Source organism: Kitasatospora sp. NPDC032757 (genome assembly GCF_055579305.1).
The window spans coordinates 48,504-73,293 of the sequence record NZ_JBVINN010000019.1 but is presented as its reverse complement, the minus strand read 5'-3'; the positions used below and the strand labels follow the sequence as shown (position 1 = coordinate 73,293).

22 protein-coding genes are annotated in these 24,790 nt (G+C 73.3%); 7 read left to right on the top strand and 15 right to left on the bottom strand.

What is annotated here, in order from left to right; translation table 11 throughout:
• Positions 1-41 precede the first annotated feature (41 nt).
• Complete coding sequence (locus tag ACZ5WK_RS21790; protein ID WP_465549101.1) at positions 42-1,298, bottom strand: hypothetical protein; 1,257 nt, start codon at positions 1,296-1,298, stop codon at positions 42-44.
• 100 nt (positions 1,299-1,398) lie between these two features.
• Positions 1,399-1,566, bottom strand: a complete 168-nt coding sequence (locus tag ACZ5WK_RS21785; protein ID WP_465549099.1) for a hypothetical protein — start codon at positions 1,564-1,566, stop codon at positions 1,399-1,401.
• A 288-nt stretch (positions 1,567-1,854) separates the two neighbouring features.
• Here ACZ5WK_RS21785 and ACZ5WK_RS21780 point away from each other — a divergent pair, with 288 nt between their 5' ends.
• Complete coding sequence (locus ACZ5WK_RS21780; RefSeq protein WP_396322933.1) at positions 1,855-2,055, top strand: DUF5326 family protein; 201 nt, start codon at positions 1,855-1,857, stop codon at positions 2,053-2,055.
• Positions 2,056-2,102: 47 nt separating this feature from the next.
• Here the strand turns inward: ACZ5WK_RS21780 and ACZ5WK_RS21775 are convergent, their stop codons facing one another.
• The 8 genes from ACZ5WK_RS21775 to ACZ5WK_RS21740 all read right to left on the bottom strand — a co-directional run bounded on the left by ACZ5WK_RS21775 (position 2,103) and on the right by ACZ5WK_RS21740 (position 12,595).
• The gene (locus ACZ5WK_RS21775; RefSeq protein ID WP_465549097.1) at positions 2,103-3,029 is read right to left on the bottom strand and encodes an NAD-dependent epimerase/dehydratase family protein; all 927 of its coding nucleotides are present in this window, start codon (positions 3,027-3,029) and stop codon (positions 2,103-2,105) included.
• Positions 3,020-4,168, bottom strand: coding sequence for a cytochrome P450 family protein (locus tag ACZ5WK_RS21770; RefSeq protein ID WP_465549095.1), 1,149 nt, complete (start codon positions 4,166-4,168; stop codon positions 3,020-3,022). Before ACZ5WK_RS21770 ends, ACZ5WK_RS21775 begins: the two co-directional genes overlap by 10 nt.
• The gene (locus tag ACZ5WK_RS21765; protein WP_465549093.1) at positions 4,165-5,643 is read right to left on the bottom strand and encodes a class I adenylate-forming enzyme family protein; all 1,479 of its coding nucleotides are present in this window, start codon (positions 5,641-5,643) and stop codon (positions 4,165-4,167) included. Before ACZ5WK_RS21765 ends, ACZ5WK_RS21770 begins: the two co-directional genes overlap by 4 nt.
• 118 nt (positions 5,644-5,761) lie before the next feature.
• On the bottom strand, positions 5,762-6,502 hold the full coding sequence (locus tag ACZ5WK_RS21760; protein WP_465549091.1) for a glycosyltransferase family 2 protein: 741 nt from the start codon (positions 6,500-6,502) through the stop codon (positions 5,762-5,764).
• Entirely contained in the window at positions 6,499-7,512 is a 1,014-nt protein-coding gene (locus tag ACZ5WK_RS21755; RefSeq protein ID WP_396322928.1) for a 3-oxoacyl-ACP synthase III family protein, read from the bottom strand. Before ACZ5WK_RS21755 ends, ACZ5WK_RS21760 begins: the two co-directional genes overlap by 4 nt.
• Before the next feature lie 115 nt (positions 7,513-7,627).
• Entirely contained in the window at positions 7,628-10,408 is a 2,781-nt protein-coding gene (locus ACZ5WK_RS21750) for a PKD domain-containing protein (RefSeq protein ID WP_465549088.1), read from the bottom strand.
• Positions 10,409-10,617: 209 nt separating this feature from the next.
• Positions 10,618-12,105, bottom strand: coding sequence for an SPFH domain-containing protein (locus ACZ5WK_RS21745; protein WP_465549086.1), 1,488 nt, complete (start codon positions 12,103-12,105; stop codon positions 10,618-10,620).
• A 283-nt stretch (positions 12,106-12,388) separates the two neighbouring features.
• A complete protein-coding gene (locus tag ACZ5WK_RS21740; protein ID WP_465549084.1) occupies positions 12,389-12,595 on the bottom strand; it encodes a hypothetical protein in 207 nt (68 codons plus the stop codon).
• A gap of 226 nt (positions 12,596-12,821) precedes the next feature.
• Between ACZ5WK_RS21740 and thiC the strand changes: the two genes are divergently transcribed.
• The 3 genes from thiC (at position 12,822) to ACZ5WK_RS21725 (ending at position 16,434) form a co-directional block, all read left to right on the top strand.
• Complete coding sequence (thiC, locus tag ACZ5WK_RS21735) at positions 12,822-14,633, top strand: phosphomethylpyrimidine synthase ThiC (protein WP_465549082.1); 1,812 nt, start codon at positions 12,822-12,824, stop codon at positions 14,631-14,633.
• 71 nt (positions 14,634-14,704) lie between these two features.
• Positions 14,705-16,171, top strand: coding sequence for a hypothetical protein (locus ACZ5WK_RS21730; protein ID WP_465549080.1), 1,467 nt, complete (start codon positions 14,705-14,707; stop codon positions 16,169-16,171).
• Positions 16,172-16,281: 110 nt separating this feature from the next.
• Complete coding sequence (locus tag ACZ5WK_RS21725) at positions 16,282-16,434, top strand: thiamine biosynthesis protein ThiC (protein ID WP_465549078.1); 153 nt, start codon at positions 16,282-16,284, stop codon at positions 16,432-16,434.
• A gap of 239 nt (positions 16,435-16,673) precedes the next feature.
• Here ACZ5WK_RS21725 and ACZ5WK_RS21720 read toward each other — a convergent pair whose 3' ends face one another.
• Positions 16,674-17,171, bottom strand: coding sequence for a CBS domain-containing protein (locus ACZ5WK_RS21720; RefSeq protein ID WP_465549076.1), 498 nt, complete (start codon positions 17,169-17,171; stop codon positions 16,674-16,676).
• A 116-nt stretch (positions 17,172-17,287) separates the two neighbouring features.
• On the opposite strand from ACZ5WK_RS21720, the gene ACZ5WK_RS21715 reads away from it, so the two are divergent.
• Positions 17,288-17,812, top strand: a complete 525-nt coding sequence (locus ACZ5WK_RS21715) for a DUF5994 family protein (RefSeq protein ID WP_465549074.1) — start codon at positions 17,288-17,290, stop codon at positions 17,810-17,812.
• 82 nt (positions 17,813-17,894) lie between these two features.
• Here the strand turns inward: ACZ5WK_RS21715 and ACZ5WK_RS21710 are convergent, their stop codons facing one another.
• Positions 17,895-18,290, bottom strand: a complete 396-nt coding sequence (locus ACZ5WK_RS21710; RefSeq protein ID WP_465549203.1) for a VOC family protein — start codon at positions 18,288-18,290, stop codon at positions 17,895-17,897.
• A 125-nt stretch (positions 18,291-18,415) separates the two neighbouring features.
• On the opposite strand from ACZ5WK_RS21710, the gene ACZ5WK_RS21705 reads away from it, so the two are divergent.
• A complete protein-coding gene (locus ACZ5WK_RS21705; RefSeq protein ID WP_465549072.1) occupies positions 18,416-19,372 on the top strand; it encodes a LysR family transcriptional regulator in 957 nt (318 codons plus the stop codon).
• 118 nt (positions 19,373-19,490) lie between these two features.
• Here ACZ5WK_RS21705 and ACZ5WK_RS21700 read toward each other — a convergent pair whose 3' ends face one another.
• From ACZ5WK_RS21700 to ACZ5WK_RS21690, 3 genes are all read right to left on the bottom strand, one after another.
• Positions 19,491-20,417, bottom strand: coding sequence for a hypothetical protein (locus tag ACZ5WK_RS21700; protein WP_465549070.1), 927 nt, complete (start codon positions 20,415-20,417; stop codon positions 19,491-19,493).
• Positions 20,418-20,685: 268 nt separating this feature from the next.
• Positions 20,686-21,984, bottom strand: coding sequence for a metallophosphoesterase family protein (locus ACZ5WK_RS21695; RefSeq protein WP_465549068.1), 1,299 nt, complete (start codon positions 21,982-21,984; stop codon positions 20,686-20,688).
• 167 nt (positions 21,985-22,151) lie between these two features.
• Entirely contained in the window at positions 22,152-23,309 is a 1,158-nt protein-coding gene (locus ACZ5WK_RS21690) for a LacI family DNA-binding transcriptional regulator (RefSeq protein WP_396322911.1), read from the bottom strand.
• A 384-nt stretch (positions 23,310-23,693) separates the two neighbouring features.
• Here ACZ5WK_RS21690 and hisC point away from each other — a divergent pair, with 384 nt between their 5' ends.
• Entirely contained in the window at positions 23,694-24,770 is a 1,077-nt protein-coding gene (hisC, locus tag ACZ5WK_RS21685; protein ID WP_465549066.1) for a histidinol-phosphate transaminase, read from the top strand.
• Positions 24,771-24,790 lie beyond the last annotated feature (20 nt).

Below are 24,790 nucleotides of genomic sequence, written 5' to 3'. Positions count from 1 at the left end.
TCCCTCCCCGCGGCGCGCGGGGAGGGAACGCACGGATGCGGTCAGCCCGCGACGAAGACGCCGGTGAGGTCGGCGATCACGTGGGTGTAGCCGTCGTTGTTGTAGATGCTGACGAGTCCGCCGTCGGTTCTGGTGGTGACGGAGTTGGCCACGGTCTGGCCGGCGGTGAAGTTGAGGCTGGACGTGTCCGGCCTGGACGCCGCGGCGGGGTACACCGTGAGGTGGCCGTCGGTGGTCGGCTCGGTGACGGTCACGTTGAGGGCCGCGCCCATGAGGTGGTTCTGGACCACGGGGACGGTGCGGGTGCCGCCGGGTTCCAGGGGCGTCGAGCTCCGCGTGTCGTACGCCCGGACCGGGGTGGTGAGCGCGCTGAACAGCCCGGCACCGGAGGGGCCGTAGAAGCCGACGAGGTCGACGACGACGTCCACCGAGCCGACGTGGTTGAAGATGTCGATCTTCCCGTCGGCGCCGACCGGGACCACGACCTGGTTCGCAACGGTCCGTCCCGGGGCGAAGTTGACGTTCGAGCCCACGTACGGCCGCTCCCTGCCGGTCGGGTAGACCGTCAGGTAGCTGTCCATGGTCCCTTCGGTGGCGGTGACGTTGAGGATCACCGCGCGGGCGTCGGCCGTGCCGAGCTCCGGCTTGGCGACCTGGACCGAACGGACGCCGCCCCAGCCGAGCCGGCCGCCGTCGGTACGGCTGTCGACCAGCCGCGAGGGCGTCAGGGGCGCGTACTTGTCGGCCGCACCGGGCCGGTAGTAGCCGACCACGTCCAGGACGACGTCGGTGGTGCCGGCGTGGTTGTAGACGGTGATCGCCGGATTGGTGCCCGGGGTGACCGCGACGGTGACCAGGTTCGACACCGTCTTGCCGGCCGTGAAGTTGAGGCTTGAGGTGGCCGGGACGGTACCGGGGTGGCCGGCCGCGCTGAGCGAGAGGTAGCCGTCGGCGGTCGGGTCGGTGGCGGTGACGTTGACGACCACCGCCGTCGTGTCGGCGGGCACGACCGGGTAGGTGGTCGGCGGCATGTGCGAGCTGAACGCGACGAGCGGGGTCGTGTAGTACTCGTCGGGGTTGAGCGGCCGCTGCTGGCCGTTCGGGATGAACAGGGCGTCCCGGGTGTCCAGTACCCGGGTCGGGCTCATCCCGGTGAAGCCGGCCGGGGTGGTGAAGTCGTCCGCCGGGGCGGCGACGACGGCCGGGGCGGCGAGAGCGGCCGGGGCCGCGAGGACGGCGGGCCCGGTGAGGACCAGTGCGGTGAGGACGGCGAGGGCGGTGGCGGGTCTTGCGCGCATGCGGACTCTCCCTGCGACGACAGCCTCCGGCCTCGACCCGGAGGTCTCTGCCTGGGTAGACCGACGGGCGGGGAAAAGGTTGTGGGGCTCGGGCGAACATTCACCCGGCCGCGCCGGGCGGCCCGCCCCCACCGGGGGAACGGGCCGCCGGGCGGATCATCGCCGGGGCGGCGTGAGGGGCGGCGGCCGGAGCGGCGCCCGCGGCGACGGGCGCGGTCGGGCTCAGGGCCGTGAGCACGGCCACGGAGAGGGCGGGTCGAACACGCATGACGGGAATCCCCTCGGACAGTGACCTCCGAACTCCCCCCGGAGGTCCGTGTACTGAGAGACGTGCGACCCGCCGGTGGGTTGCCGCCGGTTTCGAAGATCTTTCCGGGGTGTTCCCGCGCACATTCCGGGGGTTTCCCCCCGGGGCGGGGTCAGGGGCGATCTCCGGGTTCTCTCCGGGCCGTTGGCTCTCGTTCCGGCACTTGCGTCCCCGTACGATCGAAGTATCGAAAGCAAGCGGGATGCGGCACCGGACGGCAGCCGGCCCGAGGGGAGAGAAGGAACGGACATGGCTGAGTTCTGGAAGTCGCTGCCCTCGTGGGTGCGCAACATCGTCGTCCCGGTGCTGGTGCTGATCCTGGCCTGGAACGTCATCGGATTCGTCTTCGGCGTGGTGGGCGCGCTGCTGAGCCTGGCCTTCAAGCTGCTGGTGGTGGTCGGGATCGCCGCCGCCGTCGTGATCCTCGTGAAGAAGGCCGCCAAGAGCTAGCCACCGGCCCTTCGGACGCCCGTACCCCCTCGGCGGGGGTGCGGGCGTCAGTCGTTCGCGGGCACGCCGGTGCGGGCGGCCCGGTCGAGCAGCAGCACCGTGTCGAGGTCCCAGAACGGCTGCCAGCCCTGGGTGCGGGCGCGGGAGAGGTTGAGGGTGACGCTGTGGGTGAGCTGGTCGACCGCGTACGGGGTCAGACCGGGGAGACGCCCGGTGCGGGCGGCCAGCCGGGCCAGCGGTGCGGGCACGTGGCCGATCCGCGCCCGGACGCCGTGCGCGGCGAGTACCCTGCGGACGGCGTCGTCGCGCCGGTAGTGCCGGCCGTCGGCGATGTTGTACGCGCCCGGCGTCCAGGCGGTGCGACCGGTCAGGCCCAGTGCGGCCAGGCAGGCGTCGGCGAGGTTCTGCACGGCGGTGAGGCTGATCCGGACGTCGCCGCCGGGGAGCAGCAGCAGACCGCGCCGGGCGCGGGCCAGCAGCTGCGGGGCGAGGTGCGGGTCGCCCGGCCCGTAAACGGCGCGCGGGCGCAGCACGACGGCGCCCGCCGCCAGCGCGATCCGTTCACCGGCCGCCTTGGTGCGCCCGTACGCGTTGAGGTGACCGCCGTCGGTGGGGTGGTGCTCCATGACGGACTCGCGGCCGATCCGGGGGTCGTAGACGCTGGCGCTGCTCACCCAGACGACCGGGCGGCCGGCGGCGGCGCGCATCAGGCGTTCGGTGCCGGTGACGTTGACGGCGTACTGGCCGGCCTCGTCGGGGGAGCCCGGGGGCAGGTCGGCGACGGCTGCCGCGCAGTGCACCACCACGTCGACGCCGGTCAGGTCCGGCTCCTCGACGGTGGCGTCCCAGCGGACGTGCCGGCCGACCGGCCCGGGGGAGCGGCCGTAGCAGTGCACGTCGAGGCCGAGTGCGGCGGCGGCGAGGGCGACGTGCGAGCCGCAGAAGCCGCCGGCGCCGGTGACGGCTATCCGCATCGGCCGGCTCCCGCGTGGACGGTGAGCTCCGCGTAGCCGGGCAGGGCGGAGCGGCGGTCGACGCGGGCGCGGGCGACCACCGGGCGGTGGGGGGCGAGGGCGAGCAGGAGGTCGGCGAGCTGGGCGCGGGCCAGGCCGGCGCCGGGGCAGGCGTGCGGGCCCGCGCCGAATACCGCCTGGGTGGCGGACGCGGTGGTGGCGGGGGCGGTCCGGTGGGCCTGGGCGGCGTGCCGGGCGACCAGGACCAGCCGGTCGCCGGCCCGGACCGGGCAGCCGGCCACGGTGGCGTCGGCGGCGGCCACCCGGGGGAGCAGCGGTGAGGGGGCGGTCAGCCGGAGGAGTTCGGCGGCCAGCCGGGGTGCGGTCGCGGCGTCCACGGCGGGCCAGAGGCCGGCGTCGGCGCACCAGGCGGCGGCCCGGGGGAGGGCGGCCACGGTGGTGTTGACGGCGGCGACGGTGAGCATGGCGTGGAGCGGGTCGGGGAGCAGGGCGGTGAGTTCGGCCGCGGCTGAGGTGGCGGCGGCGCGGCGGCCGGGGAGGCGCGGGCCGGGCAGGTGGTCGCCGGCGGCGGCCGCGGCGGCCTCGGCGGCGGCCCGGGCGAGCGTGCGCGGGCCGGCGTCGGAGCCGGTCAGTGCGGCGGCCGTCACGCCGGCCAGCTCCCTTGCGAGGCCGACGAGTTCGAGTGAGCCGGTGGCGAGGTCCGGGACGCGCTCGGCGAGCACGGCCTGCCAGTGCGGGCGGATCCGGTCCAGCGCTCCCCCGGCCAGGTCGGCGGCCAACGCGCGGCGGCCGGAGCGGTGTTCGTCACCCTCCTGGTCGAAGAGCAGCCCGCCGTCGGTGAGTTCGGCGGCGGCTCCGCCGGTGGTGCCGGGCGCGGTGCGGTCGAGCGGGACGCGGGTGAGCGCCTCCCGGTAGGCGTCGGTGCCGTGCACCAGGACGGTCCGGCCGAGCCGGACGACCGGGCGGCGGCGGGTGCCGCAGAGCAGCGCGAACAGGACGGGATGGCTGCGCAGGTAGACCCGGCGGTCGCGGCGGCGGGCGGCCCGGGAGGAGGCGGCGGTCAGGAGGGAGGCGACGGTCGCGGCGGAGGCGGTGGTCGCGGCGGAGGCGGTGGTGGTCGTCGTGGAGGCGGTCCTCATGCGGTCAACTCCCGTGCGCAGTAGGCCGAGGCGGCCGTCCGGTCGGGCTTGCGGGAGCGGCCGGCCAGCGGCACCTCGCCGAACAGCACCGCGTCCGGGCGGGCGGAGCCCATCCGGTCCAGCGGGCCCTGCAGCGCGGTGCGCAGCCCGTGCGGGTCGGTGCCGGGGCGGGGCTGGACCAGGGCGACCAGCCGTTCGTCACCCGGTGCGCCGGCGCGCGGGACGCCGACCAGGACGGCGAGTTCGACGCCGGGCAGGTGCAGTGCCGGCTCGTACAGGCCGGGGTAGATGTTCTCGGCGCCCCGCAGCACCATGTCCTTCAGGCGTCCGGCGAGCACGATCCGGCCGTCCGCGGCGAGGGCGGCGCGGTCGCCGGTGCGGACCCACGGGTCGGGCTCCTCGCCGAGGTAGCGGTGGCGGGCGCCGGGGCCGGTGAGCAGCAGCTCGCCGTCCGGGCCGAGGTCGGTGCGGACGCCCGGCAGGGGTGCGCCGACGAGGTCTCCGGGGCCGGTGAAGGCGCTCTTCTCGGCCTCCTCGACGGCGGCGGCCGGGAACAGCTCGGTGAGCGCGTACACGCCCCAGGCCTGGTCGGCGCCGGCCTCCTTGACCCGGCGCAGCAGGGCGGCGTCGGCGGGCGCGGAGCCGGTCCAGACGCGGCCGTGGAAGCGCGCCCCGGAGCGGAGGGCGGCGCGCAGCTGGGGTGGGGTGAGGTAGGTCTGGGCCGGTGCCGACCGGGTGAGCTGGCGGGCCAGTGCGGCGGGCGTCCGGGCGGGGAGGGCGACGGTGGCGCCGGCGGCGAGGGAGGGGACGAGGACGAAGAAGGTGCCGCCGAGCACGGTCGTGCCGGGGCGGGGGCCGACCAGTTCGGTGACCGTCCGCAGGCCGGCCGCCAGCCCCTCCCGGGTGTGGACGACGGCGCGCGGGCGGGCGGTGGTGCCGGAGGTGAAGACGATCACGGCGTCGGTGTCGCGGCCGCCGGTGCGGGGCGCGGGAGCGGTGGTGGCACCGGTCCGCAGCCGGGGCGCGCAGCCGGGCAGCCGGCGGCCGAGGGTGGCGACCGGGCCGAGTGAGGTCAGCCGGGGCAGGGCGAGGTCGGCGCGGCGGGCGAGCGGACCGGCCCAGCCGGCCACCGCCTGGGCGGCGGCGTCGGCGAGCACCAGGTCGGGCCGGGCGAGGGCGAGGCGGGCGGCGAGGACGTCCGGTCCGGCGGCCGGGTCGAGGACGGCGATCCGCAGGCCGAGCCGGTGCGCGGCCAGCATCACGGCGAGTGCCCTGGGGCCGGGGCGGACGGCGACGCCGAGGGTGGCGCCGTCGGTGAGGCCGCGGGCGTGCAGGGCGGCGGCGTAGACGTCGGCGAGGTCGGCGAGGTCGCCGCGGCGGATCCGGACCCTGGCCGCGCCGGTGCGGGTGTGGTGCAGCACGGCGGGCCGGTCGGGGTGGACGGTGCGCAGGGCGTGGGCGAGCCGGTCGAGCACGGTGTGTCCTCAGCGGAGCGGGATCGGTGAGCGGGCGGTCGGCGGGCGGTCGGCGGGCGTTGGGCGGGCGCTCGGCGGGCGGCCGGCGGCGCCCAGCGGGCCGGCGAGCGGCGGCGGTTCAGCGGACGTCGGCGGAGCGCGGGCCGGCGCCGCGCTCCAGGTACCAGCGGGCGGTGCCGACCACGCCGTACGCGCGGATCCGGCGGGTGGAGTTCTGCACCACCATGTCGCGGCGGCGGACGATCGCGGTGGTGTGCCGGCGCACCCGGTTGATGAACATCCGGTCGGTGGGCGAGGGCCGGCGCGGCATCCCGCCGACCGCCTCGTACAGCTCGGCGGTGATCGCCATGTTGTTGCCCGCGTGCATCCGGTACGGGGTGAGGTAGCCGTGCCGGCGGCGGTGCGCGGGCCGGATCCGGCCGAAGAACGCGCCGACCGCGACCAGTGCCAGGAAGACCGCGCGCCCGGCGGGCCCGTGCTCGTCCCGGCGGGCGGTGACCCGGCCGCAGACCAGGCCGCGGGCTTCGAGCATCCCGGCCCGGGCGGCGGCCGTCCAGCCGGGTTCGGGCAGGCAGTCGGCGTCGGTGCGGGCGAGCAGGGTGGCGCCGTGCGCGATGGCGTGCCGGAAGCCGGTGTCGATCGCCGAGCCGACCCCCTTCTCCGGCTCGACCAGCACCTCGACCGGGAACGGCGCCCGCCCGGCGAAGGCCCGGACCTTCGCCACGGTGGCGTCGGTGGAGCCGTTGTCGGCCACCAGCAGGGTGAACTCCCGGTCCCGCTGGGCGGCGAGGGCGTTCAGCGTGCCCTCGATCCGGGCCTCCTCCTGGTAGGCGGGGACGACCACCCACAGGTCGGTCATGACGCCTCCCAGACCATCGTCATCAGGCTGACGCCACCGCCGAGGCCGATCAGCAGCACCTTGTCCCCCTGCTCCAGCTCCGGTCGTATTCGGTCGAGTTGGACACCGATGGTGGCGCTGGCGATGTTGCCCAGCTCCGGCACGGTGAGGACCAGCTTCTCCGCGGGCACCCCGGTCAGCTCGACGAAGCGCTCCAGGTACGGGACGGTGACCTGGTGCACCAGCACCCGGGCGTAGTCGTCCCAGCCGAGGCCGGTGCGGGCCGCCACCCGGGTCAGGATGGCGCCGCCGATCTTCTCGAAGACGCCGCGCAACTCCTTGCCGCCGCCCCGGAAGTAGCTGTACTCGTCGCCGCGCGGGTGGCGCGAGCCGCCGCCGGGGATGCCGCCGGCCTCCCAGTGCTCGGAGGCGGTCTCGGTCTCGACGTCGAGGATGCCGCCGCGCTCGACGGCCTCGACGACGACGGCCGCGCCGGCGTCCCCGAAGGTGTAGCCCGCGAAGCCGTCGCGGAAGTCGGCGAGCCCGCCCGGGTCGCGGCGCATCGCCCGGCTGGGCGTCTCGCCGGTGACCACCAGGGCGCGCCGGGCCCGGCCGGCCAGGATCATCGCGCGGGCCAGGTCGATCCCGTTGAGGAAGCTGTTGCAGGCGTTGCTGACGTCCAGCGCGTGGGCGTGCGAGCCGAGTTCGGCCTGGACGAGGTGGGCGGTGGCCGGCTCGCAGATGTCCCGGGTGGCGGAGGCGTAGAGCAGCAGGTCGATGTCGTACGGGTCCAGGCCGCGGGCGTCGAGGGCGCGCCGGGCGGCGCCGACCGCCAGCGTGGAGGCGTACTCGCCGTCGGCGGCGAAGTGCCGGGTGACGATGCCGGTCGCCTTCTCGAACATCCGCTCCGGCAGGCGGAGCCGGCCGCCGGCCGTGACCTCGTCCTGGAGCTGCTGGGAGGTCAGGCGGAGGGCGGGCAGGTGGGATCCGACGGCGGTGATGCCGATCCGCGCGGTGGCTGCTGGGTGCATGCCTCCATGCTCCGGCGGGCAGCGCAGCGCCCACCTGAGTACGGGTACTCAGGTGGGCGCGGGCGGGCTACTCGATCGGGCGGGCCGTCCGGTGGGAGGGCCCGCCCGCGGGGCGCTACATGTTCTTGTAGTACCCGAACAGGTCGGCGATCACGTGGGTGGAGCCGGCGTTGTTGTAGAGGTCGAAGCGGCCCTGGCCGTCCACCGGGACGGTGGAGTGGTTGGGCACGTCCAGGCCCGGGGAGGCGTTGAGGTTGCTGGTGTCGGGGCGGGCCGAGCCGGTGGCCCAGGCGATGAGGTGGGTGTTCGTGTCGGTCTCGGTGGCGGTCAGGTTGACCGCGGCCGCGACGGCGCCGGCCGGCACGCCGGTCACGGTGCGGGTGCCCCCGGGGCCGAACTTGGCACCGCCGCCGTCACGGGAGTCCAGCAGCCGGCTCGGGACGACCGGGGTGAACCGGCCCCGGGCGTTGGGGCTGTAGTAGCCGAAGACGTCCACGATGGCGTGGGCGCTGCCGGCGTGGTTGTAGATGTCGACGGAGCCGTCACCGCCCACCGGGACGACCACCTGGTTGGGGATGTCCCGGCCCGGTACGGTGTTGAGGTTGGAGCCGTTCACGGGGAGCGGGGAGCCCGCCGGGTGGACGGCGAAATAGCTGTTGGCGGTGGACTCGGTGGAGGTGACGTTGAGGACCACCGAGGTCGCGTCGGCGGGGACGCCGCCGACTCCGGCCACCTTCAGCCGGCGGGAGGAGTCCGGGCCGAGGGGGGCGTTGGTGCTGCGGGTGTCCATCAGCCGGGCGGGCGTGACCGGCTGGTACCACTGGTTGCTGGTCGGGTCGAAGTAGCCGAGGACGTCCCCGACGACGTGCACCGAGCCGGCGTTGTTGCGGATGGTGACCCGGCCGTCGGGGCCGACCGGGACGGTCACCAGGTTGGCGACGTCCTGGTCGGGGCCGAAGTTGACGTTCGAGGTGATCGGCCGCGTCCCGCCGGTCGGGTAGGCGCTCAGGAAGCTGTCCGCGGTGCCCTCGGTCGCGGTCAGGTTGAGGACGACCGCCGTGGCGCCGTACGGCACCAGGGTCGCGCCGCCGTTGGCGACGGGGTGGCGGACGTCCAGGTCGAGCGTCTCGCCGGAGCCGAGCTTGTGGTTCTGGGCGCCGGCCCAGCGGGTGTCGAGCACCCGCGTCGGGGAGAGCGCCTTGAAGCCGGCGGGGTCGTAGTCGACGGTGATGGGGAGGTTGCCGCTGCGGCTCTGGCCCGAGTCGTCGGTCACCGTCACCTTGACCGTGTGCCCGCCGGGCTGGGCGAAGGCGTGGTACGCCTTGCCGGTGGTGTTGGTGACGGGCGCGGTGCCGTCGCCGAAGTCGAAGGTGTAGCCGGTGATCGCCCAGGGCGAGGTGGTGCCGGTGGCGTCGGCCTCGAAGCCGAGCGAGTCCTGGATGTTGTTGACGCGGCCGGTCAGCAGCAGGTTCATCTGACCGTCCTGGGTCACGCTGACCGGCGAGTCGACGGCGTCGGTCTTCCGTCCGCCGCGGCCGTCGATGACGGTGACCTTGGGGGTGTAGCCGCCGGCCTTGGTGTAGGTGTGCCGGACGGTCTTCTCCGGGGTGGTCACCGGCGCGCTGCCGTCCCCGAAGTCGAACGTGTACGTGAGCGCGCTGTGCCACCTGTCGTCGGCCACGGCGGTGAGGTCGACCGTCAGCGGGCCGGGGCCGGTGGGCTCCGGGTGGACGGTGCCGGCGGCCTTCAGTTCGACGCCGAGCAGGCCCTGCACCTCGTACGCGCCGCGGTCGCGGAAGCTGCCGTTCGGGCCGCTGTTGGCGACGAGCGGGTGGTCGGTGGCGTAGTTGCCCGCCAGGTCGACGTTGCCGCGGGGCGGCACCGGGTCGCCGGAGTCGATCACGGAGCTGCTGTTGTCCAGGGTCGGGACGGCGAGCGGCAGGAAGGCGTTCTCGAAGGTGACCGCGGCGTTGTTGTCGTGGGCGCCCTGGCCGGTCGCGGCGAGCAGCTCGGCGGCCGACTGGTAGCCGGTGCCGGCCCAGCTGTAGGCGGGCAGGCCCTGGACGGGGTGGACGACGTTGTAGTCGACCTTGGCGTCGGCGGCGGCGCCCGCCGAGAGCGACACGCTCGACCCGTTCACGATGTTGTTGACGACCGCCGAGCCCGTGGAGGCGCCGTTCAGCGAGAGGCCCATCGTGATGCCGTTGGTCAGCGTGTTGTTGGTGACGGCCGTGCCGGTCGCGTCGGTGACGTCGATCGCGGTGGCGGTCGACTGGCTGAACTGGTTGGCGGAGACGGTGGTGAACCGCGCACCGGCGCCGACCGAGAGCCCGCGGGTGTGGTAGAAGACCGACCGGGTGACCGTGACCGCCTCGCTCTGGCCCTTGACGGCGACCGCGGGCGCCGGCGGCCCGGCGGTCTCGACGGCGTCCTCGAACCAGTTCTCGGACAGCTCCACGCGGGCCGAGCCGGCGATCTCCGTGTGCGCCAGGCCGATACCGGTGATGACCACGTCGTGGACGTTGGTGAGCCGGATCGGGGTGCCCGAGGACGGCGTGATCGACGGCTGCTGGTAGGCGCTCAGCGGAGCCAGCGTGCTGCCGCGGAAGGTGATCGGCTTGCCGATCTCGCCGGAGCGGGTGATGACGAGGTCCCCGAGCTGCTCGCTGTTCGGGGCGAGTTGGACGGTCTGTCCGGGCAGGGCCGCATCGGCGGCCGCCTGGACGCTGCAGTACGGCTTGGCCGAGGTGCCGGTGCCGTGGTCGTCGCAGCCGGCGGACCGGCCGTTGTCGACGTAGAGGACGGTGGCGGGCTCGGCCGCGACCGCCGGGAGCGGCAGTCCGACGACTGCGGAGACCACGGCGGCGCTGACGCCGACGGCATGACGAAGGCGCACTGTGTGCTTCCCCCTGGATTGTGAATGTCTGTTGCTGCTCGACGCGTTCGTCACCTGCACCGGTGGGGCGGTGGAGAAGTATCTGCGGAGCAGTTGTGAGCATTATGGTGCCAGGGATGATCGTTTCGGTCACCGGGTGGCTGATAACGATCGACGGCGCACGCGTGCCCGCCCGCCGGTACGGCGGACGGGCACGTGAGGAGCCCCGGTCAGTCCGTGACGGGGATCTGCTGGACGGGCACCACCGCGCTCGCCGGGGCGGCCGGCTCCGGCTGCGCAGGGCGTCCGGTCTGCTCCGGCCGGTCCGGGCCGTTCATGCCGGCGAGCAGCTGGCGGGCCAGGCCGAGGCCGGTGCCGCCCATGGTGAGGGCCTTGGCGAACATCTCCCCCATGCCCTCGGCGCCGTTCAGCAGCACCATGTGCTCGACGTTGCCGAAGGCCTCCGCGCCGGCGCGGACGATCTCGGGCCACTTCTCGGCGAGCTGCTGGGCGACGACGGCTTCCTGGTTCTCGGCCAGGGCGGCGGCCCGAGCCTTGATCGCCTCGGCCTCCGCCAGACCGAGGGCACGGGTGGCCTCGGCCGTGGCCAGACCCTTGGCCTCGGCCGCGGCCGCCTCGGCCTGGCCGGTCGCCCGGGTGGCCTCGGCGGAGGCCAGGCCGCGGGCCTTGGTGGCCTCCGCCTCGGCTCCCGCGGCCACCTTCACCCGGTTCGCCTCGGCGGCCGCCTTGAGCTCCGTCTCCTTGGCCTGCGCCTGCGCGGCCGAGATCCGGGCGTCGCGGTCGGCCTCGGCCTTGGTCCGGGTCTCGTACGCGCGGGCGTCGGCCGGCTTGCGGACGTCCGCCTGGAGCTGCTGCTCCTTGCGGTGCGCCTCCAACTCGGCGACCTTGGTCTCCTGGACCACGACCTCCTGCCGGGCGGCGGCCTGGGCCAGCGGTCCCGCCTGCTGGGCGCGGGCCGTGGCCGTCTCCAGCTCGGCCTGGTAACCGGCTTGCTGGATACCGCTGTTACGGGTCGCCTCGGCCTTGCGGGCGAAGGCCTCCTGCTCGGCCTCGGTGGCCTGCCGGTCCGCCTCCGCCTGGGCGATGCGGGCGTCGCGCATGACGGCGGCGGCGTGCGGGGCGGCGAGGTTCTGGATGTACCCGGTCGGGTCGAGGATCTCCTGGATCTGGAGCGAGTCGATGATCAGGCCGAGCTTCTCCATCTCGGTGCCCGACGCGGCGCGGGTCTCCCCGGTCAGCCGCTCGCGGTCGCGGATCATGTCCTCGACCGTCAACCCGCCGACGATGGAGCGGAGATGACCCGCGAAGACGTTGTGGACCCGGTGGCCCATCATCTGCTGCTGGTCGAGGAAGCGGCGGGCGGCGTTGGCGATCGACACCGTGTCGTCGCCGACCTTGAAGATGACCACGCCCTTGACGTGCACCGGGATCCCCTGCGACGTCACACACTCGACGTCCAGGTCCGCCTCGTTCAGGTCGAGGGAGAGCTTGCGCACCACCTGCACGCCCGGGGTGACGAGCGTGCCGCGGCCGGTGACGATCCTGAAACCCATCCCCTCGCCGACCCCCTCGGCGCGGTGCCTGGAACCGGAGATGACCAGGGCCTCATTGGGCTCGGCGACCCGCCACATGAGCTTGAAGAGAACGACCAGGATGACGATGGAGGCGACGACCGCCCCCGAAATGCCGATCAGCATCGGCGAATTCCCCCTTCAGGGCACACCGGCTCCGTGGCTGCGCTCTGTTTGCAGGATGGCGCGGAACGCGGTGGCAGCAGGAGATTCTGCGCCTCCCGTGGATCAGTTGGAAGGACATTTCGTCCCGAGTTCGCACCAGGACCGTCAAGATCGCGTCAAGGGGGCGTCAGAACGGCGCCAGAAAGGCCGCCGGAAGCACGTGGGAGGCCGCCGGAAGCACGTCGGAAGGGCGCTGGAAGGGCGCTGGAAGGACGCCGTGGACGGCCCGGAGCGGTGGGGCGCGTCAGCCCAGCGCGTGAGCGACGTAGACCGTGCGCGGCGGCTGGTACTCCACCACGACCACCGGTGTGCCGACCGCCAGCACCTCGCCGGGCACGGCCGGGTGGGCGAGGAACGCCTCGGTGCTCTGCCGCTCGCGGACGTGGACCAGCACCTCGCCGACCAGTCCTGGTCCGATCTTCCCGGTCACCCGGCCGGTAGCCCCCACCATGCCGCCAGTGTGCCACCCCTGCCCACTGGCTGGAACCCGTCTGGACCAGCGGCGATCCGCTCGCTACGGTGTTGGACGTCATGCGCAGGCAACACCGCCTGCGGACACGGGAGCTCGGAGCACCGGGCTGAGAGGACGCTGACCGGTACGTCGCTGGACGTGCCGACCGCTGCGTCGACCGCAGGAACCTGACCGGGTAATGCCGGCGTAGGGAGTAGAGGGTCTGATGACCACGTTCGACGCACAGCCGCAGTCTGCCCAGAACACCGCCGTCAGCAGCGCGGGCACCGGCTACCCGACCCCGGCCTGGCGCAAGGCCTACCGCGACGGGTCCCGCCCCGACCTGCGCGTTCCGTACCGCGAGGTCGTGCTCACCAACGGCAGGACCGTGCCGCTGTACGACACCTCCGGCCCGTACACCGATCCGTCCTACGAACCCGACGTCCGGCGCGGCCTGCCCGCGCTGCGCGACCCCTGGATCCGCCAGCGCGGCGACGTCGAGGAGTACGACGGCCGCGAGGCCCGCCCCGAGGACGACGGGATCAAGCACACCTCGCCGCGCGGCGGGAACCTGCGCAACCTCGACGCCGTCTTCCCCGGCCGCCCGCGCCGCCCCCTGCGCGGCCGCGGCGGCGCCGCCGTCACCCAACTCGCCTACGCCAAGCGCGGCATCGTGACCCCGGAGATGGAGTTCGTGGCCCTGCGCGAGGGCCTGGCGCCGGAGTACGTCCGCGCCGAGGTGGCCCGCGGCCGCGCCGTCATCCCGGTGAACGTGAACCACCCCGAGGTGGAGCCGGCCATCATCGGCACCAACTTCCTGGTGAAGATCAACGCCAACATCGGCAACTCCGCCGTCACCTCCTCGATCGAGGAGGAGGTGGAGAAGATGACCTGGGCCACCCGCTGGGGCGCCGACACCGTCATGGACCTCTCCACCGGCCGCAACATCCACACCACCCGCGAGTGGATCCTGCGCAACTCCCCCGTGCCGATCGGCACCGTGCCGCTCTACCAGGCCCTGGAGAAGGTCGACGGCAAGGCCGAGGAACTCAGCTGGGACGTCTACCGCGACACCGTCATCGAGCAGTGCGAGCAGGGCGTCGACTACATGACCGTCCACGCCGGCGTGCTGCTGCGCTACGTGCCGCTCACCGCCCGCCGCAAGACCGGCATCGTCTCCCGCGGCGGCTCGATCATGGCCGCCTGGTGTCTGGCGCACCACCAGGAGAACTTCCTCTACAGCAACTTCGAGGAGCTCTGCGACATCCTCGCGGCCTACGACGTCACCTTCTCGCTCGGCGACGGCCTGCGCCCCGGCTCCACCGCCGACGCCAACGACGAGGCGCAGTTCTCCGAGCTGCAGACGCTGGGCGAGCTGGGCCGGATCGCCCGCGAGCGCGACGTCCAGGTGATGATCGAGGGCCCCGGCCACGTCGCGATGAACAAGATCAAGGAGAACATGGATCTCCAGAAGGAGATCTGCGACGAGGCCCCCTTCTACACGCTGGGCCCGCTCACCACCGACGTCGCGCCCGGCTACGACCACATCACCTCCGGCATCGGCGCCGCGATGATCGCCTGGTGGGGCACCGCGATGCTCTGCTACGTCACGCCCAAGGAACACCTGGGCCTGCCCAACCGCGACGACGTGAAGACCGGCGTCATCACCTACAAGATCGCCGCCCACGCCGCCGACCTCGCCAAGGGCCACCCCGGCGCCAGCGAGTGGGACGACGCCCTCTCCGACGCCCGCTTCGAGTTCCGCTGGGAGGACCAGTTCAACCTGGCCCTCGACCCGGAGACGGCTCGTGCCTTCCACGACGAGACCCTCCCGGCCGAACCCGCCAAGACCGCCCACTTCTGCTCCATGTGCGGTCCGAAGTTCTGCTCGATGAAGATCAGCAAATCCATCAATGAGAAGTTCGGCAACGGCCAGGCCTCGCCGGAGTACGACGAGACGGCTGTCGAGGGCATGAAGGCCATGTCCGAGGAGTTCAAGGCCCACGGCAACAAGGTCTACTTGCCGATGGCCGACTGACCCAGGACACCTGAGCGCCGCCCCGATCACCTCGGGGCGGCGCTCTGCTGTCTCCGGGCACCCGAAATCCCGTGGACGAGGCGGGCGGCCGGGTGCTGCCATGGTGGGACGGTTCTCCGTGCTGGGAATGGGAAACCTGTCGTACAGCCATAGTGGCTGCGCAGAGCTGGTTTTGGGGGAAGCGCATGGTCAGATCAATGGCGAAGGCGGGAGCGTTCGTGACGCTCGCGGCACTCTCACTCACCGCGTGTGGAGGTTCGTCGGGTCCAGGTGATCCCAAGGAGTCCCGGACGCAGACCTCGGCTGCCGTGCCGTCCCAGTCTGCCGTGCCGTCCCGGTCTGCCGTGCCGGCCAAACCGATTCCGGCGGCGTTTGACAGTACAAGGGGATGGGAGGTCGAGGCGGGCAAGGACGGGAACCTGCGTGGTCCGGCTGTCGCATCCGACGCGGGACTGGTCCTGTTCCGTTCGATCTCCGAGGACAAGAAGACCGCGAGCGTCCTCGCCTACGACGCGAAGACCGGCGCGATCCGCTGGCGGAGCAAGCCGGTCGCGAATCCCACGCGCGACAGCCTGGACGCCGACGCCATGGTGTTCGTCACGCACAAGGCCGGTAAGGAATACGCGGTCCTCGCGGTCACGGGTGCCGAAGGCGGGGACGGCGTGAACCGAGCGAGCGGCGTCACACGGCTTGCCGCGTACGACACGGCGTCCAGCGGTGAGGCGGCGCCGGTCAAGGAGACCACGGTCCCGGACAAGGCCACCGGTTACGGCGTTCAGCGCGACGGCGGCCTCACCGCGGTGCAACTGGGCCGGTCCACGGCCGTGGTGGACGTACTCTCGGGCCAGGTCACCACGTACGACCGGAACAACGCCGCCCTGAACGCCCCCAAGCCCTGCGAGCTGGCCTTCGGCTCCTGCAACACCGGTACGGGTGTCACAGCGCTGACCCCGGCCGGCCCGCTGGTTCAGGGCCGGGGCGCCTTCTGGGCACTCGGCGGCTGGTTCAGCGGCGACGTGGTACCCGCAGGGGCGAGCGCCATCGTAGGCTCCAGCACAGTGACGGCCTACGGATCACCCGATGGCCATGTCGTGGCCGCGTGGCCGCCCACCGGGCACGACAACGACAGGTCCGTCTGGGCCGTGCACGACGGCGGGACCGGCCAAGTGCTCGCCACGGTCGAGTGCACGGGGAAGAAGGCCACGCCCCGACTGTCGTCCGACGGCCGCTACCTGATCGCCGACTTCGCGGTCTTCGACCTGCAGGCGAAGAAGGGCTACTGCTTCGAGGCGACCGGCGCCCGCAACCCCGTTCAACTGACCACGGTGGACAAGGACGGAACGGCATACGGCAACGCCAAGACACCCGACCAGAACACCGGCGGCCTGAGCGATACACCGACCTCGGTCGTCCTGGCCACCGGCCAGGCATCCGCGCTCCCGGCCGGGACACTCGTCCCGGACCTGATCGGTGCGGACGCCGCGGTCTTCGGCGACGACACCGGCATCGGCCCCGTCCTCGTCTACCCGCGGCGCTGACCCTGCCACGGCACGCCGAGCCCCCCGAGTCGCGCCTCGATGCCGCTCAGAAGGCATCACGTCGGCGCATTCAGACGCGATGTGCTGGTTTCGGACTGAAGTTGTCGTCGATGAAGATCTCGCAAAAGATCCGGGACGAGCACGGCGACGGCTCCAGCGCGGTCCCGAGCGACTTCGACGCCGAGGCGCTGGCCGGCATGCAGGCCAAGTCCGATGAGTTCGCCGCCCAGGGCAACCGGGTCTACCTCCCGCTCGCGGACTGACCATTCCGGACGACACCGGCCCGCGCTTCGGAGGGAAAGGCGCGGGCCGGTGCCGTGCCGCGGGGTAGCGACCGTCGACCCGGGGCGAGGCGCACCATCTCGTGAGGCGAAGCGGACGAGCCCCGGTGGGGCTGCCTCTTGCCCCTGCTCACTGACTGACGTCACGTCACTCGCGCGTGCCGGCCCGGAGTGTCTCCGGGCCGGCACCGCCGTGCTCCGGTGCCCGGTCGCTTGCGCCGTCACGCGGCGGCGCGGGCGGCCGTCATGGCGGTGACGCGGTCGGCGGTGAGGATGCCGAGGAGGTAGCCGTCGTCGTCGATGACGGGCCAGACCGCGAGGCGCTTGATCCGCATCGCCAGGGCGGCACTGTCCAGGGCCATGGTGGGCCAGGCGAACGGGCCGCGCTGGTGCATGGTGTCGCGGACAGGGATGTGCTCGGTGTACCAGGAGCGGGCGAGGAACGGGCGGAGCCCGATCCGGGTCACCAGGCCCGCGCAGAGCCCGTTGTGGTCGCGGACGACCAGGTAGGCGACGTTCGCGCTGTGGAAGATGTCGTTCGCCTGGTCGACGGTGATGTCGTCGGTGATCTGGTACTCGTACGGCTCCATGGCGTCGGCGACCGTGAGGGCGGGGCCGGCCGGCCGTGCGGGAGGGGTGCTTCTGATGGTCACGGTCATGGTGTCGCCCGAGCCCGCCTCCGGGCGGCCCGTCTGCGGCTGCCCGGTGCTGTCGTTCACCCAGAACGAGGCCGGATCGGTGACCGGGATACGAGTTGCCCTGGATAGGTCCAGGCTACTCCCGGCGGGGCCTCCCCGGGGGTCCGGCCGGAGTAGCCTGGGAGGCAACCGAGGACATGTGGAATGCCGGTACTCGCACCGGTGTCGCCCTGGGTCATGATGCGGTCCTTCCCGAAGGGCCTGACGGGCGGCTCGTGATGATGCCGATTCCTCTTCCCATCTCCGCCGCGGGGCCGTGGTCGACCCCTGGGGTCCCGCTGCTGCCGCGTCTCGTGCTGGAGCCGACGATGTCGCGCGCGGGCGTGTTCGACGGGGCCTGGTGGCCCCGGTCCAACGACATCCAGGCCGAGCTGCCGGATCTGATCACCGCGCTCGGCGTCCACCTGGGCCGGATCGTCCGGGTCGGCCTGGACTCCGCGGCCTGGAACGACATTCCCCGGTCGGTCCTGGTGGACGGGCTCGTGGTCCGGATCGGCTGGTTCGCCGCCAGCGACGAGACCATCAGCCTCACCCGGGGCTTCCAGGACCACTTCCTCCTGCTGGTGGTCCCGCCCGGCACCGACCCGGGGATCGCGGCGTTCGCGATGGCGGGCGCCGCGGCGGCCGGCAACCACACGCCGGCGGCCGAACTGCTCGCCTGAACCGGGGGGCGCGAAGGAGGCCGTGAAGGAGGCCGTGACCTGGACGGGCCGTGAAGGAGGCCGCGAGGAGGCGCGGGGCCGGCTACTGCGCCGCGTCCTCCGGGTACCAGCGGAGCTCGACGGTGTTGCCGTCCGGGTCCTGGACGTAGACGGAGGTCGCGTTGCCGCGTGCGCCGTAGCGGGAGACGGGGCCTTCGAGGACGGTGAAGACGCCGGAGTCGATGACCTCCTGCCAGTCCAGCGGGTCCACCGTCAGGCAGAGGTGGTCGACGTTGGACTCGCCGCGCTCGCGGTGGCTCAGGTCGATGATGGTCTCCGGGGTGATCCGCACCGAGGGGAACGAGACGCGCCCGGCCCGCCACTCGTCGACCCGGACGGGCTCCAGGCCGAGCAGGCCGACGTAGAACTCCAGCGAGCGCTCGACGTCCTGGACGTTGAGGACGAGGTGGTCGAAGGCCTTGATGCGGACGGCGGCCATGGTGGGCTCCCGGGGGTGGGCGGTGGTCCTGGTGACGTGTTCCATGATCTGCCGTTCGGGGGGCGTCATCAACGCACGTCTGCACTAGGATCGTTGAGTCGGACTCAACGATCGGATGTCGGGGTATGTGGGAGCGGCACGAGATCGAGGCTTTCCTGACGCTCGCCGAGGAGCTGCACTTCGGGCGGACCGCCGAGCGGCTGGGCGTGACCACCGGGCGGATCAGCCAGGTCATCGGGAAGCTGGAGCGCCGGACGGGCGCCCGGCTCTTCGAGCGGACCAGCCGTACCGTCCGGCCGACCGCGATCGGGCGGAGGCTGGCGGACGACCTGGCGCCGCTGGTCGTGGGGTTCGAGGAGGCGGTGCGGCGGGCCGTGGACGCCGGGCGCGGGGTGACCGGGGAGCTTCGGGTCGCGTTCCTCGGGGAGTGGACCGCGCCGGTGCTGCTCAGGGCCGTCCGGCTGTTCGGCGAGCGCCACCCCGGCTGCCGGGTCGACGTGCGCGAGGTGCAGCTCTTCAACTCCCGTCCGAGCCTGCTGGACGGCTCCGTCGACCTGCTCATCGCCGCCTATCCCTTCGACGGCGACGGCCTGGTCTGCGGGCCGGTGCTGCTCTCGGAGCGGCGGGTGCTGGCGGTGGCCGCCGGGCATCCGCTGGCGCGGGAGGCCCGGGTGTCGGTCGAAGTCCTCGGCGACCATCCGGTGGTGCAGTACCCGGCGGCCACCTCGGCCGGGTTCAAGCGGGACCGGACGCCCGACCGCACCCCGTCCGGCCGGCCGGTGCCGAAGGGGCCGGTGGGCAACACCTTCTCGGAGATGCTCACCCTCGTCGCACTGGGCCAGGGCGTGCTGCCCGTCGGCGAGCACTCCCGGCGGTACTACCCCCGCCCCGACATCGCCTACGTGCCGGTCCACGACGCGCCGCCGATCGAACGGGGGCTGGTCTGGAGGGAGAGCAACACCACCGAGCGGGTCCGCGCGTTCGTCCGCGCCGCGACGGATGCCGCCGCTGCGGATGCCACCGCGACGGATGCCACCGCGACGGATGCCACCGCGACGGACGCCACCGCGACGGACGAGTGATCGATCAGGCGGCCCGTCCGCCTGCCGCGGCGCAGTGACCGAACGGCCCGGCCCTGCTGCGGACGCACGCCCCGGTCCGCCCCGCCCGCCCCGGTGCGGCCGGGGAGGGTCCTCGGCCTCAGACGTCGTCGGGGCTGGTGAAGGCCGGCGGCGTGTAGCCGGGGCCGGTGAAGTCCGGGGTGGTGAAGGTGGCGCTGCGCGGCTCCCGGCCCTCCTGGTCGGTGAGCCCCTCGGCGCCGGGGCTGCTGAAACCCGGTCCGGTGTAGCCGGGGCTGCTGAAGTCGGGGCTGCTGAAATCGGGCCGGGAAGGGTCGGGCCGGGGTGCGTCGGGCCGGGCCGCCTCCCCCGCCTGCGCCGGTATGACGGCGGCCGTCGGTGGTGCCGGGTCGGCGCGCAGGGCGGTGTGCAGGTACGGCAGCAGCGCCCGGTCGCGCAGTGCGCGCTGCCACTCGCGCCGGGCGTCGGCCAGCTCGGCGGCGAGGTCAGGGTCGGCCCCGGCCGGGGCGGGCACGGTGGAGCCGTCCCGCAGGGCGGTGAGGATCAGCCCGACGATGCCGACCGCCATCGCGGCGACCCCGGCGGCCAGGGCGAGCCAGCCGGCGGTCAGTACCGAGCGGGCGAGCGCCATCTCGGGGTCGGCGGCACGCAGCCCGTACCCGAGGAGCAGCAGGATCAGTGCGGCGGTCCAGGCGAGGATCGGGGTGAGGACGGTGAGCACCGGGAAGAGCCCGGCGCCGCCGTTGGCGGAGCGCAGCTGGGTGAGCAGCCCGGGGGCGGTGGGTTCACCGTCCTGGGCGGGCGGAGGTGTGCTGCGCAGGCTCTCCCGCAGCCGGAGGTAGTGCTGGTACTCGGTGGCCGCCGCTGCCGCGACGCCGTCGGCGGCGCGCAGGGTCTGGATGCGCAGCTGGTCGCCGGTGAGGGCGCCGGGCGTGCGCAGGGCGGTCAGGATGGTGCCGTCGCGCAGTGCTTCGTCGAGGAGGCGCTCGAAGTCCGGGCGGTCCTCGGCGAGCAGGTGCGGGGCGTTGTTCATGGGGACCCCGTTCATGCGAACCCATCCCCCGGCCTCCGGCCGGGGGGACCCCCGTGCCCAGGCCCGCGGGCGGGCAGGGACGGGCACGGAGACGGCCGCCACACGGGCGGCCGGGTGTGGTGTGCCTCGATGGTAGGGGCGGGTGCGGTCGCGCTGACAGTAACTTTCCGGAATTTCGCGCCCCGGTCCGCGCGTGCGGTCCGGCCCGGGCGCCGGGAACGGGTGTTCGGTGGGGCGCCCGGGCGGACTTCAGGCCCAGCGGGCCGGTAGGACTGTCTGACCGTCAGATCGGCAGTCGCGCGACCAGCAGGCGTCCCTCCATGGTGACGCCGCCGTCCATCGCCACGGCGAGGTCGTCCGCGTAGATGTACGGGCCGGGGATGTGCAGCGGCGCGCCGTCGTCGGCGTGCACCGCGCCGGTGAGGTACGGGATCGGGCTGTGCCCGTGCACGATGCGCGAGCCGCCGTAGGTGTCGAGCAGCTCGTGGACGGCCTGCGGCCCGGCGTCGCCGCGGAAGGCGAAGCGCTTGGTGAACCGGCGGAAGCAGTCCCACCACTCGTCCACGCCCTCGTCGGCGAGCAGGTCGTGGACGGCGTCGTTGACCTCGGCGATGGACTCGCCGTACTCCAGGTACGCGGTGGTGTCGGAGTGCAGCAGCAGGTGGCCGTCCTCCAGCGCCATGGCGGGGAGCCGGGAGAGCCAGCTGACGTGGTGCGCCTCCAGCCGGTCCAGGTCGTGCTGCTGGCCGCCGTTGAGCCGCCAGGCGGCGAGGAAGGAGGCGGTGCCGGCGGTGGACTGGACGGGCTCGTCGCCGTACCGGGAGGCGCCGAGGAAGAGCAGTTCGTGATTGCCCATCAGGGCCCGGCAGTAGCCGCCGGCGGCGGCGGCCTCGGCGGCGAGCTGCATGACCAGGTCGATGACGCCGATGCCGTCCGGGCCGCGGTCGGTGAAGTCACCGAGGAACCAGATCCGGGAGCGGCCGGCCGACCAGTGGCCGTCGGCGTCGATCAGGCCCTGGTGGCGCAGCTCGGCGAGCAGTTCGTCGAGGTAGCCGTGCACGTCGCCGACGACGTAGAGCGGGCCGGGCGGCTCGTTCGGGGCGGGCGCGGGGTAGGGGTGGTACGGCAGGCCGGGCTCGGGGAACGGGGGGCCGAGCTCGATGGTCGGCGGGTCGTCGCTCTGGTGCGCGGGCGAGGGCCGGTCGGGGAGCGTCGGCTCGTACCCGGCGTGCGCGGCCTGCGGGCCGTGGTGGTCCTGCGGGTGGTGGTCCTGGAGGCCGTGGTTCTGCGGGCCGTGGTGGTCCGGCAGGCCGTGGTCCTGCGGGTGGTGGTGCTCCGGCCGGCCGTGGCCGTCCCGCTGCGGATCGTGGCCGTTCTCCGGGTGCCCGGTGCCCGGCCAGTGCTGTTCGAGGTAGCGGGCGCCGCCGTAGCCGCTGTACGTCTCCGACTCGTACGCCGCCTCGGCGTACCCGGCCGGCTCCGGTTCGTAGTAGGTGCCGTAGGGCAGCACGTCGAGGTCCGGCTGGTGGCGGCGGCCTGAGTCCGGGTGTTCAGGCCCGGGGAAGCGGTCCTCGGGTGTCATTCGCCCATCATAGGAAGACCACTCTCCCGGCGTCGTCACCTGGTGGGTATCCAATCCTCCGGAGCGTCAGCCGGGTGGTCCGTCAGGTCCGTTTTGTCCCGGCTAGGTATGGTCTAGACCGCCTCTGGGCTCGTCGCACGGGTGCGGGCGGCGAGCCCAGGGCGCTCCTACACCTCGCCCGGCGGACGCGGCGGGCTGACCGTGGTGCGCGGGCTCCGGCGCTGGGAGGACGCGCGGACGATCAGCTCGGTGGGCATCAGGGTGCCGGGCGGCGGGCCGTTGCCGGCGGTGCGGAACCGGGGCGGGAAGAGCCGGGCGATGTCGACGCCCGTCCCGGAGTCCACTCCCTCGATGGCGTCGATGAGCAGGTTGACGACGGTGGTGCCGATCCGCCGGGGCTTGAGAGAGAGCGTGGTGATCGGCGGCTCGGTGGCCGCGTAGACGTCGCTCTCGCTGCAGCAGACGAGCAGCAGGTCGTCCGGCACCCGCAGGCCGTACCGGCGGGCGGCGGCGAGCAGGTCGGTGCCGTTGGGGTCGAAGAGGCCGTAGACGGCGTCGGGCCGGTCGGGGCGGGCGAGCAGCCGGTCGGCGGCGACGGCGCCGGCGGCCGGGTCGTGCGCGGGGTAGGCCTCGTAGACCGGCTCCTGGCCGACCTTGGCGCACCAGGCGAGGTAGGCCTCGGTGGAGAGCCGGGTGTAGGTGTCGGTGCTGGTGCCGGTGAGCAGGCCGATCCGGCGGGCGCCGGCCTCGGAGAGGTGGTCGAGGATGCCGAGCACGGCGGCCTCGTGGTCGTTGTCGACCCAGGCGGTGACCGGGCAGTTGCCGGGCTTGCCGTCGCTGACCACCGGGACGCCGGACCGGTAGAGCTCGCTGACCAGCGGGTCCTGGTCGGGCGGGTCGATCACCACGGTGCCGTCGAGGGCGATGTTGCCCCAGACGTCGTGCCGGGAGGAGGCGGGCAGCACCACCAGCGCATAGCCCCGGCCGAGCGCGGCACTGGTCGCGGCGCGGGCCATCTCGGCGAAGTAGGCGAACTCGGTGAAGGTGAAGGGTTCCTCGCCGTACGTGGTGACGGTCAGTCCGATCAGGCCCGAGCGCCCGGTGCGCAGGGTGCGGGCGGCGGCCGAGGGGCGGTAGCCGAGGCGTTCGGCGACCTCGCGCACCCGGCTTCTGGTCTCGTCGGGCAGGCGGCCCTTACCGTTCAACGCGTCGGAGACGGTGGTGATCGACACTCCTGCGGCTGCTGCCACATCCCGGATGCCGGCCCGCTCCAGACGCCGTGAGGTGGTGGGTCGCCGACCGCTCTGGTTGGCTGCTGCTGTCATGGCGGACCGATCGTATGGCTCCTGACAAGGGTCTGTGACCGGCGCATCGGGGGCCCTTGGAGATACGTTTCTCCAAGAGTGAGCCTCTGCGCGCCCCTTCGATACCCGCACGAAACCAGCCGTCTTACCTCTGACATGTGCCAATGGAACCCGCCAGAATGGCTGATCTGCGCCCATAACCCGACCGGGCATCTCACTCCTACGGGTGACCGCGGTCGGTATCGTTCAGGGCACCCGACCGGGTGGTCCGGGTGCGTTGCGAGTTCCCGGGCCGGGCGGCGATCCCGTCCGAGACGGGCGTGGACGCGCCGGAAGCAGCTCGAAGCGGTGAGAACGCCGCGAGCTCGACCGAGCTCGACCGAGTGGAAGAGAAGGAGCAGGACCGTGAGTGGAACGGCACCGCAGGGGCCCCGGCTGAGGCCGACCCTGGACGGCATCCCCACCTACAAGCCCGGCAAGCCGGCCGGCGCCGACGCCTACAAGCTGTCCTCCAACGAGAACCCGTACGAGCCGCTGCCCGGCGTGCTCGACGCGGCGGTCAAGGCGGCCGGCTCGTTCAACCGGTACCCGGACATGGCGGGCACCGAGCTGACCGCCGAGCTGGCGGCGCACTTCGGCGTCCCGGCCGAGCACATCGCCACCGGCACCGGCTCGGTCGGCGTCGCCCAGTCCCTGATCCTCTCCACCGCCGGCCCCGGCGACGAGGTGATCTTCGCCTGGCGCTCCTTCGAGGCCTACCCGATCATCACCCAGGTCGCCGGCGCGACCCCCGTCCCGGTCCCGCTCACCGAGGGCGGGGACCACAACCTGGACGCGATGCTGGCCGCCGTCACCGAGCGGACCCGGCTGATCTTCGTCTGCAACCCGAACAACCCCACCGGCAACGTGATCCACCGCGCCGAGCTGGAGCGCTTCCTGGACGCCGTGCCCGCCGACATCCTGGTGGTCGTCGACGAGGCGTACATCGAGTTCATCCGTGACCCCGAGGTCCCCAACGGCATCGAGCTCTACCGCGACCGCCCCAACGTCTGCGTGCTGCGGACGTTCTCCAAGGCGTACGGCCTGGCGGGCCTGCGGGTCGGCTTCGCGATCGCGCACGAGCCGGTGGCCACCGCGCTGCGCAAGACCGCGGTGCCGTTCGGCGTCACCCAGCTCGCCCAGGACGCCGCCGTCGCCTCGCTGAGGGCCGAGGAGGCCCTGATGGTCCGGGTCGAGGCGCTGGTCGAGGAGCGCACCCGGGTCGTCGCCGGGCTGCGCGCCCAGGGCTGGGAGATCCCGGACTCGCAGGCCAACTTCGTCTGGCTGGCGCTCGGCGAGCGCTCGCAGGAGTTCGCGGCCGCCTGCGCCGCGGCCGGCGTGATCGTCCGCCCGTTCCCGGAGGGCGTCCGGATCTCGATCGGCGAGGTCGAGGGCAACTCGATCTTCCTCGCGGTGGCCGAGGCCTTCCGCAAGGAGCTGTAGGACGCGCGAGGGGCTCTGCC